Here is a 19,041-nt window from a genome sequence, read left to right as displayed (position 1 = left end):
GCAACAGCATCCGCGTCGGCCAGCAGATCAGCGAGGACCAGAGACTCCGGCCGGTACCCAAGGAAACCTTCGCACGGGCAGTGCACATGGCCGATCTGTTCGTCGACTCCAAGGAGGATCTGCCGGGCGCCGCGAAGATCATCGACTACGCACTGCGATCGGAGGACGAGCGCCCCACCCCCGCACAGCATCTGCGCCTGCTGGTGCTGCGGGGGGACATCGCGCAGCGGCTCGGCGACGACGCCCTGGCCGCGCAACTGCTGACGCAGGCCGCTGAGCTCCAGCTCACCGAGGAGGAAAGGGCGTCGTCTCCCGAGGCTTTGGCGCGACTCGCCGAGCTACGGTCCTAGGGTGCCGTGGTTCTGAGGCCAGGCGCTGCCCAATCTCGTCGACACGCTTCCTGCCACAAGCGGGGTGTTGCCGGCCGTCATCGACACTGTTGTCCAGTTCCACGTACAAAGCCTCGGCCCGTCCCACATGACCAACATGCCTGGCAACCATCGGATATCTGTGAGGCACGTACCGTTTCGCGCACGTGCCTTACGTGCCTGAGGCCGTTCCAGTACACGCGATAACATTCAGCTTCTGTGTGTGAATTTTCGCCATAGTGCCCGCAGTCCACGCGATTGACGCATCTCATCCTGGGCGAGGCGGAGGTTGCCCAGCGCCTGGCCTTCGCTGTGGGTGTCGCCGAGCTCACGACAGATGGCCAGGCCCTGGGTGTGGGCCTCGATGGCCTCCTCAAACCGCCGCACCTCCCGCAGGGCGAGGCCGAGGTTGTTCAACGCCCGGCCTTCGCCATGGCGGTCGCCGAACTCACGGGCGGCGCTGAGGGAGTGCTGCGCAGTGGTGAGGGCGTCGTGGAAGTAGCGGAGCTCGTGCAGGTAGACGCTCAGGCATTCGGCCAGGGGCACGGTGGTGGCCGCGTGGCCGGTGGCCGGTGGCCGCGGTGAGGGCGACGGTGGCGGTGAGATTGAGGCGTTCGGCATTCAGCCAGGCCGTGGCGGCGGTGCGGTCGGGGAAACGGTCAGGGACACGCTGACCGGGCAGAGCCCGCAGGTGGTCGTCAGCGGCGTTGGTGGTGTCCCGGTAGTGCTCAAACAGACGGCTGAGGGCTTGCTGCCTGGACAGGTCGGAGTCCTGGCGCCGGCACTTGTCATCGGCGTACAGGCGGGTCAGGTCGTGCATGCGCCAGCGGCCGGAGCCGATGGGCTGCTCGCTGATCAGTCCGGCCCGTGTCAGAGCGGCCAGGCTCTGCCGGGCAGGCCGCACCGGCTGGCCGGCCAGGGCAGCTGCGGTGTCGGTGGACAGGTCGGGACCGGGGTTGAGCGACAGCAGCCGAAACAGCCGCGCAGGCTGATCGTCCATCCGCCGGTAGGACAGATCGAAGGCAGCCTGCATCCCCAGGGAACGCCCGCCTTGCTCTTGGTAGCGGAGGGCTTGCAGGCGGGTACGGGTGTCGGCGAGGTCGGCGGCCAGGGTGGTCAGGGGCAGTCCGGGGTCGGCGGTGAGCTGGGCGGCGGCGATCGTCAGCACCAGCGGCAGGTACCCGCAGTGTGCGGCCATCTCCCGCAGGGCTTGGGGCTCTTGGCGCGGGCGGGAGTCTTCGGGCCGGGCCCGTGTGAGGGCGCTGGCGATGAGGTCGGCGGCCGGCTGGGCATCGAGCTGGCCCAGGGCGATCAGTCGGGCCGGGAAATCCGGGCCGGCCAGCGTGTCGCGGGAGGTGGCCAGCAGCCGGTGCCCGCTGGTGATCCTTTGTTTGGGTGATATTTCGCGAAATCCTGCAGGTCAGCCGGTTCACGAAAAGCTCGATGCGGCAAGGCTCACTACTCGATGGAGAGGATCAGCGGCCAGTTCGGGGGCCGGGCCTCATGACGGGAGAGGCAGGTTCTCCCCACAGATCGCCGGCTTGTCGGCGCTGGGCGGCAACTTGCTGTCGGGCTTGCTGCTGCAGAGCGCCGTCGCGAGCAGAAGCTTCCTGTTGGTGTTGATGCGGCGCCTCGGTTGCGATGCGGCGGCGAAGCTCCTGCTCTGCCTTGATCCTCGCCGCGTCCGTACGGAACGTCTCCACACTTGCCCGGAGTTCGACGACTTGGGCCCGGGCACGGCGGACCGCCTCGGCACGGTCGGCGTTGATGCGCTCCTCGAAGGCGGGCAGCTGCGTGCGCATGCTCGCCAGCAGCTCGATCTGCACGGCAGCGGTGGGCACGTGCTCGTCGCTGTCATGGCCACGGATGACATTTGCGAGCGGCGAGGCGCTGATCGTCTCCCATGCCTCGCGCTGCGCCGCTTGAGCCGCATGGAGGGCCTGCTGGTGTGCTTGATCGGCGGCGTCGGTCTGGGCCGCGTACTGAGCGATCAACTGCTGCTGCTCTGCACGCGAGGTGCCGGCCATGCGCAGCGCGATCCGGCTGCGGTCTGAGGCGCGCTGGACCGCGGCGAGAATCTCGCGGGCTCGGGAGGCTTCGGCGCCGGCGCGAGCCGCGGTGTCGGTGTGCTGCTGTGCGAGCGTGTTCAGCTGCTCCGCCCTGTCGATCAGGGCTGAGGTCTCGGCAGCGATGCGGCGGCCAGGGGAAGGCTGGCGTGCGAGCTCGACGGCTCCTGCGGTGGCCTCGCGTGCCCGTTCACTGGCCGCCCGCTCGGCTTGGGTGCCGCGTCGCGTCAGCTCGGAGAGCTTCGCCGTCAGCGCGGCGGAGCCGCGCAGGAGGCCGGTCAGCTCCTCGGTGGTGCGTACGGCGGCGCAGCATCCGCAGCTGCCGGTCCAGGTCCGGACGGAAGAAGGCGCTGTAGCGCCACGTGCACACCAGCACGCCGCTCGCGTCCGGCGCGACGTCGTCCACGATCGCCGCCTCCTCCAGGACATCCCCGAGTCCCGTGCCCCAGAAGTCGGTGAGCAGGCCGCGCTCTTCGGGCGACTGGGTGCCGGGCTGCACCGCATGGATCACGGGGACGCCCAGCAGGCGGCATGTGCCGATTGCCGTCGTTCAGCGCGGCTGCGGGGAGCACGAGTACGCACGGTTCGCCACCGGTCTGGAGGACCGGTGGCGGGTGGCTGCGCTCCCTCATCCGGGCTTCGCCGCGGCGCGCAGGACAGGATCGTCAAGATGCATGCGCCGCACCGGTCAAGGGCGTTGAACGCCTCCTCGTCCGGGCGCGCTGCACACGAGCCGGCCGTCCCGGGCGGTGAGCAGGATGCCGCGTCCCCGCAGCGGGTGAAGACGGCGTGCTCCACCTCCGCAGCACGGCTAGGGGCGCGCCGCCCCGGGCCCGGGGCGGCGGCGGCATCAAAACCGCGTGAAGACTGCCGGGATCCGGCAGTGAACTCCCGGCCGGTTTCGTGAAAGCATCCCCGTGCCCAAGCTTCGGGCAGGGGATGGGGTGGCGCGCATGGGCTGGTTTCTCGGACTCGGTATCGCCGGTCTGGTGCTGCTTCTGCTGTCCCTGCTCTTCGACGGGCTGCTGGAAGGGGTGCTCGACGGTCTGGGAGGCGGGCTCGAAGGCTTCCTGTCGCTGCCCGTGATCGCGGGATTCGTGTCGATGCTCGGTTTCGCCGGTGCCATCACCCTCGGCACCACCGGCCTCGGCGCGGGTGCCGCCACCGCGGCGGGCGCCTTGGCGGGTGCCAGTGCCGGGTGGCTGACGTGGCGGTTCAGCCGGGCACTCATGCGCGACGACGCCCCGACCGCGCCGCGCGGCGAGGATCTCGTCGGCAGCGCGGGGACGGTGGTCACCCCGATTCCGGCCGAAGGGTACGGCGAGGTGCTGCTGACCCTCGGCGGGCAGCGCCTGAAGTACGCGGCGAAGGGCTCCGAGCCTCTCGCGCGGGGCGCCGAGGTCTGGGTCGAGTCGATGCTCTCGGAGACATCCGTCGCGGTCCGCCCCGTCGAACGCTGACGACCCGTCACGGTTCGCCGCCCGTCCGCCCGTCCGCCCGTCCGACCGTCGTCCGTCTACCGTCACCGGTCACCGTTCGCCGCCCGCTCACCGCCGGTCCCGCAGCCGGCAGCCCCGGCCGGCCGGCTCTGTTCTGTCTGTTCCAACACAAGGGGGAAACACCATGAGCCCTGTGCTCGTCGCCGTGGTCGGCGTCGTCGTTCTCTTCGTCCTGCTCGCTCTCGTCGTGATCACGCGCTACAAGGTCGCCGGGCCGAGCGAGGCGTTCATCATCACGGGCCGGCGAGGCAAGAAGTCCACGGACCCGGAGACCGGCCGCGTCTTCACCGACAACAGCGGCCAGAAGGTCGTCGTCGGCGGTGGCGTCTTCGTCGTCCCGTTCGTCCAGCAGAAGTTCACCCTGGACCTGTCCAGCCGGCACATCCCCGTCGCCGTGCGCGGCGCGGTCACCCTGCGCGGTGTGAAGGCAAACCTCGAAGGCGTGGCGATCGTCAAGGTCGGCGGCACCGAGGACTCCATCAGGGCCGCTGCCCAGCGTTTCCTCATGCAGCAGAACGGCATCGTCGGCTTCACGCAGGAGGTGCTGTCCGGCGCGCTGCGCTCCATCGTGGGCCGGATGTCGGTGGAGGACATCATCCGCGACCGGGCCGCCTTCGCCGGACAGGTCGCGGAGGAGGCAGAGGCGAGCCTCTCCGGGCAGGGGCTGGTGCTGGACGCCTTCCAGATCCAGGACATCACCACCGAGGGTTCCTACCTCGAGGACCTCGGCCGGCCGGAGGCCGCCCGCGCCAAGCAGGAGGCCGACATCGCGGAGGCGGTCGCCCGGCGGGCGTCGGAGCAGGCGCGGCTGAAGGCCGAGGAGGAGATCGCGATCGCCCAGCGGACGTTCGCGCTCAAGCAGGCCGAGATCAAGGCGGAGACCGACGAGGCCGCGGCGAAGGCCGCCGCCGCGGGGCCGCTCGCGCAGGCCGACCGGCAGCAGGAGATCCTGAGCCAGCAGGAGAAGGTCGCCGTGCGGCAGGCCGCCCTGACCGACCGTGAACTGGACACCAAGGTCCGCAAGCCCGCCGACGCGGCCCGGTACCAGGCCGAGCAGGAGGCGGAGGCCCGCCGTATCGCCCAGGTCAAGGAGGCGGAGGCCGACGCGCAGCGCGCCCGGCTGACCGGTGAGGGCGAGAAGGCGCACCGCGCCGCGCTCGCCGACGCCGTGCGCATCGAGGGCGAGGCGCAGGCCGCCGCCATCGCGGCCAGGGGATCGGCCGAGGCAGAGGCCATGCGCAAGAAGGCCGACGCCTTCGCGCAGTACGGCGACGCGGCCGTACTCCAGATGCTCGTCGAGGTGCTGCCGCAAGTCGTCGCCAAGGCCGCCGAACCGCTGTCGGCCATCGACAAGATGACCGTCATCTCCACCGACGGCGCCGCCAAGCTGCCCCGGGCCGTCGCCGACAACGTCGCCCAGGGCCTGGAACTCCTCACCTCCACCACCGGAGTCGACCTCGCCCAGTTGCTCCAGGGCATCACAGGGAACAAGGACCGGAACCAGGGTCGGGACACGGACCTGAGCAGGGCCGAACAGAACGGGGCGATCGAGATCACCGACTAGTACGGCCTGGTGCGACGCGGTACGGAGGGCCCCACCGCGCGGCCCTCCGGCCGCCGTTCGCGGAAAATCGGTGTCGCCCCCAAGCCCCTTCTCCCTACACTCGGTTCGCGCGGTGCAGGCGGCATCGCAGCACTTCGATCCGATGGCCGAAGGCCAAGAGCCCATGAGGGGAGCACGACCATGCGTTGCCGCACTGCCGTCGCTGCTCCCCGGTCACGTTACGACGTGATCCTGGTGTCCTCGTCCCCCCGGTGCCGGCTGCGCGGCCGTCACCGGATGCCTGTGACGAACGCCTGATCCCCGTATCCCTGCCTGTCCGCAGCTGTCCCCCTCAGCCCGGCTGCCCTGACGACCGCGAGTCGCCGGGGCCGGTGCGCCACGACGCGCGCCCGCCGCGGCAGATGACGGTGCGGGCTCCCGGGCCGGGGCCGTTCGCCCGGGAATCGCGCTGCCCTGCTCTCCAACCTTCGAAAGGCCCTGGGCCGTGCGCACCGACCTGCGACACCGAACCACCAGTCCGCTGACCCGCGTCCGAAATCTGGGCATCCTCGCCCACGTCGACGCCGGCAAGACGACCGTCACCGAGCGGATCCTGTACCTCACCGGCGCCACCCACAAGCGCGGTGAGGTCCACGACGGCACTACCGTCACCGACTTCGACCCGCAGGAGCGCGACCGTGGCATCACCATCTTCGCCGCAGCGGTGAGCTGCCTCTGGGACGGCCACCGGATCAACCTGATCGACACACCCGGCCACGTCGACTTCTCCGACGAGGTGGAGCGCTCGCTGCGCGTACTCGACGGCGCGGTGGCCGTGTTCGACGCCGTAGCCGGAGTCGAACCGCAGAGCGAGGCGGTGTGGCGGCAGGCCGACCGGCACGCGGTACCGCGGATCGCGTTCGTCAACAAGCTGGACCGCGCCGGGGCGGACCTCGACTCGGCCGTCCGGTCGATCAGGGAACGGCTGCGGACGGTGCCGCTGGTGGTCCAACTGCCCATCGGGCAGGAGGACGAGTTCACCGGCGTCGTCGACCTGCTGCGTATGCGTGCGCTGATCTGGGGCGCCGGCGGTGACCGGTACGAGGAGGTGCCGGTGCCCGACGCCCTGCGGACGGAGGCGGAGCGCCGCCGCCGACTGCTGGAAGAGGCCGTGGCCGAGTTGCACCCCGTCGCGCTGGAGGAGTTCTGTGAGCGTTCCGCGCTCACCGAGCACACCCTGGCGACGGCGCTGCGCGACCTGACCCACTGCGGTGAGGGCGTCGTGGTGCTGTGCGGGTCCGCCTACCGCAACTGCGGCATCGAGCCGCTGCTGGAGGCCGTCGTCGCCTATCTGCCCTCACCGCTGGACGTGCCGCCGGTACGGGGCGTCCACGACGGCGCCGAGCAGGAGCGGGCCGCCGACCCGGACGCGCCTTTCGCCGGGCTGGTGTTCAAGGTCAACTCGACGGCCACGGGCCGCTTGACGTACGTACGCGTGTATTCGGGATCGATTCGGAGGGGAGACGCCGTGCTCGACCCGGGAACCAACCGCTGCGAACGCATCGGACGGATCCTGCGCGTACAGGCCGACCGGCACGCCGAGGTGGAGCGGGCGCAGGCCGGGGACATCGTCGCCGTCATCGGGATCAAGTCCGCCCGCACCGGCGCGACGCTGTGCGCGCCGGCCGCGCCGCTGCTCCTCGAACCGCCCACTGCGGCCGCTCCGGTCGTGACCGTGGCGGTCGAGGCGCGCAGCCGTCTCGACACCGACCGGTTGGCGATGGCGCTGGCGCGCCTCGTCGAGGAGGACCCGTCGCTGGCGGTCCGGACCGATCCCGAGACCGGTCAGACGGTGCTGTCGGGCATGGGTGAACTGCACCTGGAGGTCGTGGTGGAGAAGATCCGCCGCGCCCACGGGCTGGAGGTCGGCGTCGGCCGGCCGCAGGTGTCCTACCGCGAGACCGTCGTGCGCGGCGTGACCGGGTTCGTCCACCGCCACGTCAAACAGGACGGCGGCGCCGGGCAGTTCGCGCATGTCGTCCTCGATGTGGAGCCGCTGGACCCGGACGACGACCGTGCGGAGGGCTTCGCGTTCACGTCGACCGTCACGGGCGGGCGGGTTCCGCAGGAGTTCGTCCGTGCTGTGGAGGCCGGCTGCCGGGACGCCCTGGCCGAGGGTCCCGTCGGAGGTCATCCGGTGACGGGGCTGCGGGTGACGCTGACCGACGGGGCGACGCACTCCAAGGACTCGTCGGAGATGGCGTTCCGTACGGCAGGCCGGTTCGGGCTGCGCGAAGCCCTGCGCGCATCCGCGACGGCGCTGCTGGAGCCGGTCGTCGAGGTCACGGTCACCGTGCCCGACGACGCCGTCGGCACGGTCCTCGGCGATCTCGCGGCCCGGCGCGGCCGGGTCGCCGGTCAGACCGCGCGGTCCGGTACGGCGGTGGTGACGGCCACGGTGCCGCTGGCCGAACTCTTCGGCTACGCGTCCCGCCTGCGCAGCCGTACCCAGGGCCGTGGCACCTTCACCACCCGGCCCGCCGGCTACGCCCCGGCACCGGCGTCGGTGACGGGTGTGGCGTCGTCGTAGCAGCAGGAGCGCCCCGGAGCCGGACCCGAACCGGCACGGGGCGCTCGTGTGTCGCTTCAGGCCCGGGCGGCGTGTGCCGCCTGATCCGCCCGGTCGGGCTCACCGAGCCGCACGGCCGCCTCGGCCGCGTCCACGCAGGCCTGAATGGAGGCGATCGAGTGCCGGGCTCCGCCGCGTTCCACTTCGTCGGTACGGCGCAGTACGCCCTCGTACCGGCCGAGACCCAGGCCCAGCTGGATCAGGGCGGCGATGCCGTGGCTGCCGTCGATCGTCGGCCCGGTCCGTATCAGTGAGCGCACGCGGGTCTCGTCGCCCTCGACGGCGGCGATCCGGGCGGCGACATGGTTGAGCTGCACAACGCGCTTGTCCAGTCCCGTTTCGCGGGCGAGTGCCGTCACCCCGGCCACGGCGACCAGCGTGTCGCGGTGCTCTCCGGCGAAGACCTGGAGGCGGCAGAGGCCGGTTCAGGAAACGGTGCCCGGGGCCTCGCGCTCCCGGGCACCGCTGTTCCCGCGGATGTCGGCGTCGCCGGTCCACAGGTAGGTGACGGTCACCCAGCCGTTGTCGTGCAGCCCCACGTTGTAGAACGTGCCGTCGGCCAGGTCGATGCCGGCCCGGTTGAGGACCCGGCGGCCGAAGCCGTCGCGCCCGCCGTTGTAGCCGCTCTCGTAGGCCGCCTGGGCCGCGGGCAGCCCGCGCGGAAGGTCCTTGAACCTCTCCCGCACCGAGGACGGGTTCCAGTGGTCGTCGCGGATGTTCCACGGGCCGACGTCCCACACCGGCGCCGTCTCGCACCGGGCGGGCCCGCAGACCCGCACCGAGTACTCGCCGGTGCCCTTCCGGGACAGCCCGCGCCGCGAGGGGAGCGCGACGAAATGGTCGTCCGGGCGGATCACGTGCCCATTGGCCGTGGTGCCGCCGACCAGGCCCTCACGCGTCGCGAAGACACGGGCGGTGAACGGTGCGACCGCCTCCCGTGCCGGTACGGAGAGGTCCGCGAGGTCGGCGGTGAGCCGCAGGCCGGCGACAGCGGGGCTCGTCCCGCCCGGCCCACTCCGGAGGATCAGCCGTGCCTGTACGTCCGTGACCGTACGCGGCAGGTCGGCCGGAGCGCCGGGCGCCGCCTCGCGCCACTCGGTCCATGGGCCGCTCCCGCCACGGCCGCGGACGTCGACCAGCACCTGTGCGCCGGGCGGCACGTCCGCCTGCACCTCGGCGGCGACCCGGTCGACGCCGTGCGTCAGCCGGTGCACCGGCAGTACGGCGGAGCCCTGGCCGCGGCCGGTGCCGGCGAGTCCGGTGCCGCGGATGCGCAGGGCGTCGCCGGAGTGGTGGACGTTGTCGTCGCCGTCAGGGCCCGCACCGCCCTCGTCCAGGCTGACGATCCAGGTGACGCTGTCGCCCATGGCCGCGTCGGCGGCCGGAGAGCCCGACGCGGGCCCGGTGCCCAGGACCGGCCCGGCGAGCGTCATCAGCGACACCGCCCAGACCGCCGGCCGGCGCGGGGCCGCGCCACGGGCGATGCCTCCGCCGGCGCTTCCGCACCGGGGCCCGTTGCCCTCCGTCGTCCGTCCGGTCACGTTCCGTAGTGTCGTGCGCAGTCCAGTCACGTTCTTGATCCTCGGGCGTTCCGGCGGCGGAGATGAGGCGGACGGACCCGGTGCTCGGCCGTCGGAGTGATGGAGCCGGGAACCGCGCCGCCGCCCGCACGCGTCGGTCCGCCCCGCTGGTAGGGGCCTGCGGGGAGTGGGACGCTGAGGGGGAAGCCGTCTGCCGACGGGATTCGCGAGACTCGGGAGGGCCCATGGGGCGTGACGTCCCGGCGCTCGTTTTCACTCGTGACGACCGCCGCCGGTACCGCCAGAAGATGCAGGCGTGCCTCGACACGTTCGCGCAGATGCTGCGCGAGGCGCGGTTCGAGTCCGAGCGGCCCCAGGTGGGGCTGGAGATCGAGCTGAACCTGGTCGACGAGGCCGCGGAGCCCGCGATGCGGAACACCGACGTGCTCGAGGCGATCGCGGACCCGGCCTGGGCGACCGAGCTGGGCCGGTTCAACCTGGAGATCAACATCCCGCCCCGGACGCTGACCGCGGGTGGCCCCGACGCCTGGGAGCAGGAGATCCGCGACGCCCTCAACCACGCCGAGCAGCGGGCGTCGGGGGTCGGGGCCCATCTGGCCATGATCGGCATCCTGCCGACCCTGCGGCAGCGGGACGTGGGGGAGGCGGCACTGTCGGAGAACCCGCGCTACCGGCTGCTCAACGAGCAGGTCTTCGCGGCGCGCGGTGAGGACCTGCGGATCGCCGTGGACGGGGTGGAGCGGCTGCGCACGTACGCGGACACCATCACCCCCGAGGCCGCGTGCACCAGCACGCAGTTCCATCTGCAGGTGTCGCCGGGCGAGTTCGCCGGCTACTGGAACGCGGCGCAGGCGATCGCCGGGGTGCAGGTCGCGCTGGCGGCGAATTCGCCGTTCCTGTTCGGCAAGGAGCTGTGGCGCGAGACCCGGATCCCGCTGTTCGAGCAGGCCACCGACACCCGCCCCGAGGAGATCAAGGTGCAGGGGGTGCGGCCGCGGGTGTGGTTCGGCGAGCGGTGGATCAACAGCGTCTTCGACCTCTTCGAGGAGAACGTGCGCTACTTCCCTGCCCTGCTGCCCCTGTGCGACGAGGAGGACCCGCACCAGACGCTGGACGGCGGCGACACCCCCGAACTGGCCGAACTCACGCTGCACAACGGCACCATCTACCGCTGGAACCGCCCGGTCTACGCCGTCAGCCACGGCAAGCCGCACCTGCGCGTCGAGAACCGGGTGCTCCCGGCCGGTCCCACCGTCGCCGACGTCCTCGCCAACGGTGCCTTCTACTACGGGCTGACCCGCGCACTGGTCGACGAGGAACGGCCGGTTTGGTCCCGTATGTCCTTCCAGGCGGCCGAGGACAATCTGCACGCGGCCGCCCGGCACGGCATCGACGCCCTCCTGTACTGGCCCGGGATGGGCGAGGTCCCGGTGGCCGAACTCGTACTGAGGCGTCTGCTGCCGATGGCTCACCGGGGGCTCGAGCGCTCCGGCATGGACTCGGCGTGGCGGGAGCCGCTGCTCGGCATCATCGAGCAGCGCTGCATCACCGGACGCAACGGGGCCGTGTGGCAGGTGGAGACGTACCACCGCATCGACTCCACGAACCGGGTCGACCATCACGAGGCGCTTCGCCTGATGACACAGCAGTACATCGACTACATGCATCTGAACGCGCCTGCTCACACCTGGCCGGTGGACTGAAGGACCCGCGTCCGCCCCTGCCCCGAAGCTCGGCGCTTTGGCGAATAATGTCCGTTATATAGAATTTGGCTTGACTTGGGGTGGAAGCTAAATTCAGGACGATTGTTGCGAGTTGGCGCTGTTGGTGCATGACGGCAAGGCCCGTGGTTGCGTGCAGGGTCAGTGATGTCAGTCACCTGGCATTCCGCAACGAGGGCGTCACCGGGCCGGTCACTTCCCTTTGGCGGGAAGGGTTTTGAGAGCCTTGACGCGGCAATGACAATCAACCAAACCGCCCACAGGGCCTCCTTTCGTAATTTGATCAATAATTCGGCACTTGTTTCGCCTGGCCGCTCTCGCTTACGGTCACCGTCAATCCGGGTGGACCGCCGAATCCTGCCGCCGTCCGGAATCCAGACCACACTCACTCACGTACGGCAGGAGCGGGGGAACCAGGTAAGCCGCCGAACCGGAATACGGAACGGCTCGGGGTGAAGTCGCATTCGTATGCGGCCGGGCATCTCCAGCCCGAACCCGACAGCTCACCTCGCAGGCGACGGAGAGGAATTGGCCATGCCCGCAAAGGGTAAGCACCGTCGTCCCAAGTACCGTTCCCGCACCCGCGGTTTCATTGTCGCGACCACGGGTGGCGCGGCCCTCGCTCTTCCGCTCGTGGGCGCCACCACTGCTCAGGCCGCCCCCGTGGCGCAGTCCGTCGTCGCCGAGAAGGCCGTGGCGCCCGCCGCCGTAGCCTCCGCCGCGCAGGTCGTTGCCAAGAAGGCCGCCGTCACGTATTCCGTGGTTGCCGGTGACTCCCTTTACAAGATTGCCGTCGACCATTCCCTCGACGGCGGTTGGAAGCAGCTCTACAAGGACAACCGGAAAGCTGTCGGCGACGACCCCGCGCTGATTCGCCCGGGTCTGAAGCTGACCATCGGCGCCAAGGCGGAGGCCAAGGAAAAGCCCGCGCCCAAGAAGGCCGACCGTGCCGCGGAGACCGAGCGTGCGGACCGCTCGGAGCGGAAGAGCGCGCCGGCCGTCAAGGCCGCCACGGAGACCACCAAGAAGGCCGCCACCGCCCCGAAGCCGGTGGCGTACGCGAACAACCTCGACGGCTGGATCAAGGAATCGCTGGCCATCATGGCCCAGCACGGAATTCCGGGCTCCTACGAGGGAATTCACCGCAACATCATGCGTGAGTCCTCCGGCAATCCGCTGGCCATCAACAACTGGGACATCAACGCCATCAACGGCACCCCGTCGAAGGGCCTGCTGCAGGTCATCCAGCCGACCTTCGACGCCTACCACGTCCCCGGCACCTCCTACGACCTGTACGACCCGGTCGCCAACATCACCGCCGCGTGCAACTACGCCGCCGACCGGTACGGCTCGATCGACAACGTGAACGGTCCCTACTGACGGGACCTCTGCCGCGGCCACGAGGCGCGGTACTTGACCGGGCCGGTGCCCGGGGCGCCCGGCGGCGTCCCGGGCACCGGCCCGAGCCGTGACCGAAGTCCCGCCGCACGGTGGAACGCCAGGACCCCGGCCCCGATTGCGGTCGGGTCACCTGAGTACAAGGACCCGACGGCCTGAGTACGCCGCCGGATCCGCCGGCGCCCCGCCGCTGGTCGAATCGGAGCATGATCCCTGAAGCCCTCCACCACCCCCGGGTCCGGGGCGCCGCCACCGCCGGAACGGCCCTGGCCGTGACCCTGCTTCCCCTGGTGGCCGGCGTCCTGCTGGCCAAGGCGATGGCCGCGGACCCGATGACACCGGTGAACGCGATGATCACCAGCGGCGGTCATCGCGCCCGTGTCACGAGGGCCCAGTGGCGCGGCTGCGGCAGGAGCGCCCTGCGCCGGTGCCGGGCGGCAGGAACCGCGGTCCGTGCCGGGCGAGGGCGGCACGCCCCCGTGGGGTGAGCGTCTGCACCGGAGGTCCGTCATCCGTGCAGGTATGAGCCTGATATGGGCCACTTTCGCGTTGCTCCCGGGGGAACACGGCCATGACAGCATTCCGTGCGTGAGTGACAACGGGGATGAGATATCGAGGCCTGACCGCCTCTCGAGGCTTGCCGAGTTGGCCGATTGGCCTGCTCCCGAGGAGCCGTCCGCGCCGCATGCAGCCCCGCAGCCGGTAGGTGAAGCTCCCTTGGCCGCCGATGAGTTGGCGGCTGGGCGGCGTCGGTCTGCATGGTTGCCGGGTCTGGCGCATGCCGAGTTGAAGGAGAGCTCGGCATGATCGGCGAGGCGACGACGGGCCGGGGGTTTTCTGATCTGGCGTTGTCGGGTTTTGAGTTGGGGCACGGCGGGTTGACGTCGGAGTTCGAGACGTTCTGCAACCGGTGGGAGTGGCGGTTGGGGCCCTGACCATGAAGGGCAACATCGTCGCTCAGCCACTGGGCCTGTCGGCGGGCTCGGTCGCCGAGCAGGAGCAGTGCATCAAGGACAGCATCAAGATCGGCGTGAACTCGGTCAACGGCAATCCGCATCTGTCGGAGGACGAGACCAAGCAGATGAGCTGGGACACGATCCGTGACCAGCACGCGTGGGACAACCCGGACCGGCAAGGAGCTGGTCGGCGAGGGTGTCGACTATGTGACCGACAAGGCTGGTGAGGCCTGGGGCACTACGGCTATGACGCTGTGGCCGAGGCGGTGGAGGACTGGGGGGACGAGACCGCTTCCTCGCTCGACGCGTTCCGGGAGAAGTTCGAGCCGCTGCCCACGGACTGGCTGCGGGCGGCTGACGCGTGCGAGAGCGCGGTCAAGCGTTGGAGACGTATTCCAGGGCGATCACCGGCGTGCAGGGCAAGGCGAAGGAGGCGATCGCCCTCTACGAGGAGGGCGAGGGCGACTCCAGGAAAGCGGTTGAGGCGTACAACAAGAAGGTTTCACAAGGAGACTTGGACGTTCATGTCGCCTTCGAATACCTGGATTGTTGATAACACAATGGTTCGAGTTCCGCTGGGATTGAAGTAATGGAGATCAAGCTTGAAGAGGTTGTCGATGAGCCGCTTCAGTGTGTTGTGTTCACGTGTCCACTGGGGGCTGCTTGGGGTGTGTGGCGCGGGAGGGAAGTACCCGGCGTGGGCAGCTGTGCGGTCGAATTTGACATCCCTGGAGAGGTCGGCGTCTGGTCGAAGGCGGAGGGGCCGGCCACGATCTCTGGCGAATATCAAGAGGGCCTCGTCCTGGTCCGTGGGCAACTTGAATCAGTGGACGAAGACGGTGTCGCTGGGCTCAGGCTCGGATCGGACGTGATTCTGGTTGATGTGCCGTCAGGTGCCGAGGAATTTCCGGTCGGCGGGACCGTGGAATTCACCATCGGTCAGATCGATATCTATCCTTATGTCGTCTGAATTTCTGTTCTTGGTTCCGTTTACCGGGAGCTCGACCGGTTCCCTGGAAGATGTGAACCGTCACCCCAACGGCCGCCGCGGCACGCCCCGCGGCGGCTGAGGCCCAAGGCGCAGCGGTAGATGTCGGGCACGTCGATCGCGCCGTCCGTGCGCCTGGTCATGACGCCCAGGCCGACGAACTATCCGATCAGCAGCAGCGGGTTGTCGGCGTCTCTCGGCCCGCTGCCTTCGCTCTCGTGCTCCAGCGTGGCCCGCGCCTGCGTGGTGAACGCACCGTGCGCCAGGCGTAGTGCACCGGTGGACGGCTGCATGGGGAGCCAGCCCTCCGCGAGGAGTTCGACGGCCGGCGCCCGCAGCCCATGTCGTCCACGATGGGGATCTCGGACGCGAAGCCGGGCCTGTCGCGCATCGCCTCGTCTTGCAGCGGCATCGGATGATCCGCGTAGCGGGCGTCCGTCAGTCGACTCGTCACGCCACCGGCCGGGAGAAGCTTCGCCCGCCCGCCGGGTGCTGGGGGGTGAGCCGCAGTTCGAGCGACGTCTGGGACAGCGATGCCGGCAGTCGGTTCAACTGCTGGCGTTCCAAGCTCAGGTGGCCGAGCACGTCCAACAGCGCTGAAGGATTCGTACGCTTCCTCACCGACGTGCGGGAGGCGTCACTCGGGGGTCACGTAGGGTCAAGCCATGACCACGCCACCCCACCAATTTCCCGGTCCGTACGGACCTCCGCAGCAGCCGGGCCCGTATGTCCACGGGCACCACCAGCCCCAGCCCCCCTACCCGGCACAGCAGTTTCAGGGACCGGGGCCGCAAGGATGGGGGCAGGCACCCGTGGGGCCACCGCCCAAGAAGGACCGGACGTGGCTGGTCGTCGGTCTCACACTGGGGGCAGTGGCCGTGGTGGGGCTGCTCGCGTTCATCGGCAACCTCGGCAGCGACAGCGGTGGTTCCTCCGATGCCGCCTTCCCGGCTGCCGAGTACCGGCTCACCGTGCCGAAGGAGCTGCTGGGCGGCGAGTACGCGCTCATCAAGGACGGCTCCGCGGACGCCGACGCCGATCTGCAGAAGGACAGCAGTTACAGCCGCGATCCGGACCTGCGCGATCCGAGGGCGTCCCGCGGGTCCTACAACGGTACTGCCACGGACGCACGGCGCGGGCTCGTCCTGATCGGGCTGCACGGGCGGTTCAGGGACCCGGCTCAGGTGCGGGACAGGTTGCTGGACGGCATACGGAAGGCGGACGGCATGTCCGAGTCGCGTCCGCCGAGGACCGTCAGGGCTTCCGGTTCCGATGTCGATCTCCGGTGCGCCGTCCTCCTCTCGAAGGAAACGGACGGAACCTCGACCGTCCCCGTCTGTGCCTGGGGCGACGGCAACACGGCTGCCTACGTCGCGTTCCTGACACCCGCGGACGCCGCGCAGGACCCGGAGTCGGTCGATCTCGACGCGACGGCAAAGAAGGTGCTGCAGGTGCGTGAGGAAACACGGACGCCGATCGGCTGACCGCATTGGTCTCGTACAGGTTCATCCTCCATACTGCCCGCCGTGGAGCAGCAGATAGATCCGAAGACGAAGATCGAACTCGGCGTGGGGACGGATCCGGCGTTCATCCCGGGCCTCACGGGGCCCTTGCCTGCCGTGAAGGACAGGAAGGAGGAGAGCAAGGACGAGGGGACTGAGCCCGAGACCGACGCGGCCGAGTCGGCGGACGCGGAGCCGGAGACGGTGGCCGACGGCGGGGAGGAACCCGCCGACGAGCCGGCGGAGGGCGCCTCGCAGGACGACGACGGGCCCGCCTTCGAGGTGAGTGACCGCCGCGGGTCGATCGCCGCCGACCGGTCGGGCATCCGCTTCACCCTGGACGACCAGGAGGCGGAGTTCGGATGGGACGAGATCGGCGCCGTCGAGGTGAAGCCGGCCCGCTTCGGGCGCCGCTTCACGGTCACCGTCCACGTGGCGGCCAACCGCTGGTTCAACGCCGACGTCGAAGCCCCGGCCAGGGGGCACCTCAAGGAGTGGACCGAGGAGCTGGACGCGGTCCTCGACGCCTACTTCGAAGAGGCCTGAATGCCGTCCTGATGGACGCATGGCCACGTCTGGGTGGGCGCGACACAAGCTCGCCCAGGCGTGGTTTGTGCCGATTTGGCCGTGAAAGCGCATAGCTTCGGTTCATGACCAAGCGACAAACAACCATGCTCGGATGCGCGGCGCTGCTCGTCGTGTCAGGCCTCGGCGCGGCGGCCCCCGCCCGCGCCGCCGTCACCCACCAGGTACAGCCCGGCGAGTCGATCCAGGCCGCCGTGGACGCCGCGAAGCCCGGCGACACGATCGACATCGCCGCCGGCACCTTCACGGAGAGCGTCCGGATCACCAAGTCGGACCTGACCCTGCGCGGCCGGGGCGGCCGGACGGTGCTCAAGCCGTCCGCGTCCGCCGCGAAGGCCGGCTCCTGCGCGGCGGCAGGCAATGGCATCTGCGTGCTCGGCACCGAGAAGCAGCCCGTCCAGGGCGTCGAGATCCGGTCCCTGACGCTCAGCGGGTTCGACAAGAGCGGCGTCTGGGCCGCCAGGACCGACCGGCTGACGGTGCGGCAGGTCACCTCGGAGAACAACGGCACCTGGGGCATTGCGCAGGAGCGGTCCACCCGGTCGGTCCTGCGGAGCAATCTCGTCCGCGGCAACGGCGACGCCGGCATCTTCGTGGCGAACACCGTCAGCGAGGAAGCCGGAGCCCTCGACACGAGGGGCACGGTCGTCTCGAGCAACCTCATGGTCGGCAACCGCATCGGCACCACGGTCCGGCGCGTGCGGAACCTGACCGTGCAGGCCAACGAGATCACCGGGAACTGCGCCGGCGCCTTCCTCGTCGGTGACGAGACCACCCCGCGGGCCGGGGCGCTGACGGTCCGTTACAACCATGTGCACGAGAACAACAAGCACTGCGACAAGACCGCGCGGCTGCCCGAGATCCAGGGCACCGGCATCGTCCTCACCGGCACCGAGGACACCCTGGTGGAGTGGAACGTCATCCGCGGCAACGTGGGCGCCGCCCCGATGTCCGGCGGGATCGTGCTCTTCAAGAGCATCGTGGGTGCCGCCGGCACCGACAACGTCGTCAGGAACAACGTGGTCCTCGGCAACGGGACCGCCGACCTGGCCAACCGCGATGCCAAGGGCACCGGCAACCTCTTCGCCGGGAACATGTGCCGGTTCTCCGAGCCCGCGGGCCTGTGCTGACCGACCGGACGGTGCCGACCGGCCCCGGCCACTCACGAAGGACCGATTCAGCATGACCACTGCAAGCGCAACCCCTCTGCCCGCGATGCGGCTCAGAGAGCTCGTCTTCGGCGCGGCCTGCGCCGCGGCCCTGCGCGCGGCGGCCCGGCTGGGCGTCGCCGACGCGCTCGGAGAGACACCGGTGACCGCGGCGGAACTCGCGGCGGAGGTGAAGGCGCAGCCCAGGGCCCTGAAGCGGCTGCTGCGGGCCCTGACCTGCTACGGCATCTTCGAGGAGGACAAGGAGGGCAGGTTCGTCCACACGGAGATGTCCCGGCTGCTGCGCAAGGACGATCCGCACAGCCTGCGCGACATCTCGCTGTGGTGCACGGAGCCGTGGACCTGGGACGCCTGGCCGCTCCTCGACCAGGCGGTCAGGACCGGCGGCAGCGTCTTCGGCGACCTGTACGGCAAGGAGTTCTTCGACTACCTCCACGCCGACGCGCCGGAGTCGGCCCAGGTGTTCAACCGGGCGATGACCACCTCCAGCATGCAGTCGGCGCGGGACGTCGCAGAGGTGCTCGACCTCGGCGGCGCGAAGACGGTCGCCGACATCGGTGGCGGCCAGGGCCACGTACTGGCCGGACTGCTGGAGAAGCACCCGCACATCCGGGGCACCCTGCTGGACCTGCCCCGTGTCGTCGCGGCCGCCGATCCGCGGCTGCTCGAAGGCGGCTCGCTCGCCGACCGGGCCGAGATCGTTCCCGGCGACTGCCGTGAGGCCATGCCGGTCGCCGCCGACCTGTACGTCATCAAGAACATCCTGGAATGGGACGACGAGAGCACACGCAGGACGCTGTCCAACGTCATGGCGGCGGCGAGCCCGGGAGCCAGGGTGGTCGTCATCGAGAACCTCGTCGACGACACCCCGTCGATGACGTTCACCACGTCGATGGACCTGCTGCTGCTCCTCAACGTGGGCGGTGCCAAGCACACGAGGGAGAGCATGATCAGCAGGATGACGGAGTCCGGACTGGTCGTCGGCGACGTCCGTCCCGTCAACGCCTATCTGCATCTCTTCGACAGCGTGGTGCCGGGCTGAGGCCCCGCGCACCGGGCACGCCGTCGGCCCCGCG

At 70.0% G+C, this 19,041-nt stretch carries 20 protein-coding genes, 1 pseudogene and 1 riboswitch; of the genes and pseudogenes, 15 read left to right on the top strand and 6 right to left on the bottom strand.

What is annotated here, in order from left to right:
* Window positions 1-350 (top strand): DUF8817 family protein (locus IE198_RS23595; RefSeq protein WP_506417280.1); only part of this gene is annotated, 350 nt, incomplete at its 5' end.
* A 228-nt stretch (window positions 351-578) separates the two neighbouring features.
* Here the strand turns inward: IE198_RS23595 and IE198_RS23590 are convergent.
* Window positions 579-914 carry a tetratricopeptide repeat protein gene (locus IE198_RS23590; protein WP_189889799.1) on the bottom strand — a complete coding sequence of 112 codons (336 nt, stop codon included), beginning with the start codon at window positions 912-914 and terminating at the stop codon, window positions 579-581.
* Window positions 915-918: 4 nt separating this feature from the next.
* Here IE198_RS23590 and IE198_RS23585 point away from each other — a divergent pair, with 4 nt between their 5' ends.
* Window positions 919-1,767, top strand: a complete 849-nt coding sequence (locus tag IE198_RS23585; protein WP_189889798.1) for a hypothetical protein — start codon at window positions 919-921, stop codon at window positions 1,765-1,767.
* Window positions 1,768-1,843: 76 nt separating this feature from the next.
* Here IE198_RS23585 and IE198_RS23580 read toward each other — a convergent pair whose 3' ends face one another.
* Together IE198_RS23580 and IE198_RS23575 are read right to left on the bottom strand one after the other, a co-directional pair.
* Window positions 1,844-2,395: a hypothetical protein gene (locus tag IE198_RS23580; RefSeq protein WP_189889796.1), complete on the bottom strand. Its 552-nt coding sequence runs from the start codon at window positions 2,393-2,395 to the stop codon at window positions 1,844-1,846.
* Window positions 2,396-2,624: 229 nt separating this feature from the next.
* The gene (locus IE198_RS23575) at window positions 2,625-2,975 is read right to left on the bottom strand and encodes an isochorismatase family protein (protein WP_506417281.1); all 351 of its coding nucleotides are present in this window, start codon (window positions 2,973-2,975) and stop codon (window positions 2,625-2,627) included.
* Window positions 2,976-3,387: 412 nt separating this feature from the next.
* On the opposite strand from IE198_RS23575, the gene IE198_RS23570 reads away from it, so the two are divergent.
* From IE198_RS23570 to fusA, 3 genes are all read left to right on the top strand, one after another.
* Entirely contained in the window at window positions 3,388-3,894 is a 507-nt protein-coding gene (locus tag IE198_RS23570; RefSeq protein ID WP_189889792.1) for an NfeD C-terminal domain-containing protein, read from the top strand.
* Window positions 3,895-4,057: 163 nt separating this feature from the next.
* Window positions 4,058-5,497 carry a flotillin family protein gene (locus IE198_RS23565; protein ID WP_189889790.1) on the top strand — a complete coding sequence of 480 codons (1,440 nt, stop codon included), beginning with the start codon at window positions 4,058-4,060 and terminating at the stop codon, window positions 5,495-5,497.
* A gap of 484 nt (window positions 5,498-5,981) precedes the next feature.
* Window positions 5,982-8,066, top strand: coding sequence for an elongation factor G (fusA, locus tag IE198_RS23560; RefSeq protein WP_189889788.1), 2,085 nt, complete (start codon window positions 5,982-5,984; stop codon window positions 8,064-8,066).
* 56 nt (window positions 8,067-8,122) lie between these two features.
* Here the strand turns inward: fusA and IE198_RS23555 are convergent, their stop codons facing one another.
* Together IE198_RS23555 and IE198_RS23550 are read right to left on the bottom strand one after the other, a co-directional pair.
* Window positions 8,123-8,473: a hypothetical protein gene (locus IE198_RS23555; protein WP_189889786.1), complete on the bottom strand. Its 351-nt coding sequence runs from the start codon at window positions 8,471-8,473 to the stop codon at window positions 8,123-8,125.
* A gap of 57 nt (window positions 8,474-8,530) precedes the next feature.
* Entirely contained in the window at window positions 8,531-9,646 is a 1,116-nt protein-coding gene (locus IE198_RS23550; protein WP_229834266.1) for a DUF8814 domain-containing protein, read from the bottom strand.
* A gap of 224 nt (window positions 9,647-9,870) precedes the next feature.
* Between IE198_RS23550 and IE198_RS23545 the strand changes: the two genes are divergently transcribed.
* From IE198_RS23545 to IE198_RS23520, 6 genes and pseudogenes are all read left to right on the top strand, one after another.
* Window positions 9,871-11,349: a glutamate-cysteine ligase family protein gene (locus tag IE198_RS23545; protein WP_189889784.1), complete on the top strand. Its 1,479-nt coding sequence runs from the start codon at window positions 9,871-9,873 to the stop codon at window positions 11,347-11,349.
* 390 nt (window positions 11,350-11,739) lie between these two features.
* A riboswitch (cyclic di-AMP (ydaO/yuaA leader) is annotated at window positions 11,740-11,899 on the top strand.
* Window positions 11,900-11,901: 2 nt separating this feature from the next.
* Window positions 11,902-12,747: a transglycosylase SLT domain-containing protein gene (locus IE198_RS23540; protein ID WP_189889782.1), complete on the top strand. Its 846-nt coding sequence runs from the start codon at window positions 11,902-11,904 to the stop codon at window positions 12,745-12,747.
* A 224-nt stretch (window positions 12,748-12,971) separates the two neighbouring features.
* Entirely contained in the window at window positions 12,972-13,253 is a 282-nt protein-coding gene (locus IE198_RS23535; RefSeq protein ID WP_189889780.1) for a hypothetical protein, read from the top strand.
* 229 nt (window positions 13,254-13,482) lie between these two features.
* Window positions 13,483-13,894 (top strand): annotated as a pseudogene (locus tag IE198_RS23530) (hypothetical protein); the annotation flags it as partial.
* A 209-nt stretch (window positions 13,895-14,103) separates the two neighbouring features.
* Window positions 14,104-14,274, top strand: a complete 171-nt coding sequence (locus IE198_RS36165) for a putative T7SS-secreted protein (protein WP_268246494.1) — start codon at window positions 14,104-14,106, stop codon at window positions 14,272-14,274.
* A gap of 36 nt (window positions 14,275-14,310) precedes the next feature.
* The gene (locus IE198_RS23520; protein ID WP_189889778.1) at window positions 14,311-14,691 is read left to right on the top strand and encodes a hypothetical protein; all 381 of its coding nucleotides are present in this window, start codon (window positions 14,311-14,313) and stop codon (window positions 14,689-14,691) included.
* A gap of 179 nt (window positions 14,692-14,870) precedes the next feature.
* Here the strand turns inward: IE198_RS23520 and IE198_RS36160 are convergent, their stop codons facing one another.
* A complete protein-coding gene (locus IE198_RS36160) occupies window positions 14,871-15,002 on the bottom strand; it encodes a hypothetical protein (RefSeq protein WP_268246493.1) in 132 nt (43 codons plus the stop codon).
* A 519-nt stretch (window positions 15,003-15,521) separates the two neighbouring features.
* Between IE198_RS36160 and IE198_RS23515 the strand changes: the two genes are divergently transcribed.
* The 4 genes from IE198_RS23515 (at window position 15,522) to IE198_RS23500 (ending at window position 19,007) form a co-directional block, all read left to right on the top strand.
* Window positions 15,522-16,193 carry a hypothetical protein gene (locus IE198_RS23515; RefSeq protein ID WP_189889775.1) on the top strand — a complete coding sequence of 224 codons (672 nt, stop codon included), beginning with the start codon at window positions 15,522-15,524 and terminating at the stop codon, window positions 16,191-16,193.
* 42 nt (window positions 16,194-16,235) lie between these two features.
* Window positions 16,236-16,757: a hypothetical protein gene (locus tag IE198_RS23510; RefSeq protein WP_189889773.1), complete on the top strand. Its 522-nt coding sequence runs from the start codon at window positions 16,236-16,238 to the stop codon at window positions 16,755-16,757.
* A 104-nt stretch (window positions 16,758-16,861) separates the two neighbouring features.
* Window positions 16,862-17,926 carry a right-handed parallel beta-helix repeat-containing protein gene (locus IE198_RS23505; protein WP_189889771.1) on the top strand — a complete coding sequence of 355 codons (1,065 nt, stop codon included), beginning with the start codon at window positions 16,862-16,864 and terminating at the stop codon, window positions 17,924-17,926.
* Between the two features lie 52 nt (window positions 17,927-17,978).
* Window positions 17,979-19,007: a methyltransferase gene (locus tag IE198_RS23500; protein ID WP_189889768.1), complete on the top strand. Its 1,029-nt coding sequence runs from the start codon at window positions 17,979-17,981 to the stop codon at window positions 19,005-19,007.
* Window positions 19,008-19,041: the final 34 nt, after the last annotated feature.

The organism is Streptomyces xantholiticus, from assembly GCF_014651015.1.
Taxonomy (GTDB): Bacteria; Actinomycetota; Actinomycetes; order Streptomycetales; family Streptomycetaceae; genus Streptomyces; species Streptomyces xantholiticus.
This window is presented reverse-complemented; position numbering and strand designations above follow the sequence as displayed.

Bases quoted from the DNA above. Each gene is read 5' to 3' on its own strand.
- IE198_RS23520 (WP_189889778.1), top strand. From the start codon at position 14,311: ATGGAGATCAAGCTTGAAGAGGTTGTCGATGAGCCGCTTCAGTGTGTT.
- IE198_RS23535 (WP_189889780.1), top strand. From the start codon at position 12,972: ATGATCCCTGAAGCCCTCCACCACCCCCGGGTCCGGGGCGCCGCCACC.
- IE198_RS23565 (WP_189889790.1), top strand. From the start codon at position 4,058: ATGAGCCCTGTGCTCGTCGCCGTGGTCGGCGTCGTCGTTCTCTTCGTC.
- IE198_RS23540 (WP_189889782.1), top strand. From the start codon at position 11,902: ATGCCCGCAAAGGGTAAGCACCGTCGTCCCAAGTACCGTTCCCGCACC.
- IE198_RS23545 (WP_189889784.1), top strand. From the start codon at position 9,871: ATGGGGCGTGACGTCCCGGCGCTCGTTTTCACTCGTGACGACCGCCGC.
- IE198_RS23505 (WP_189889771.1), top strand. From the start codon at position 16,862: ATGACCAAGCGACAAACAACCATGCTCGGATGCGCGGCGCTGCTCGTC.
- IE198_RS23570 (WP_189889792.1), top strand. From the start codon at position 3,388: ATGGGCTGGTTTCTCGGACTCGGTATCGCCGGTCTGGTGCTGCTTCTG.
- IE198_RS36160 (WP_268246493.1), bottom strand. From the start codon at position 15,002: ATGCAGCCGTCCACCGGTGCACTACGCCTGGCGCACGGTGCGTTCACC.
- IE198_RS23500 (WP_189889768.1), top strand. From the start codon at position 17,979: ATGACCACTGCAAGCGCAACCCCTCTGCCCGCGATGCGGCTCAGAGAG.
- IE198_RS23580 (WP_189889796.1), bottom strand. From the start codon at position 2,395: ATGGCCGGCACCTCGCGTGCAGAGCAGCAGCAGTTGATCGCTCAGTAC.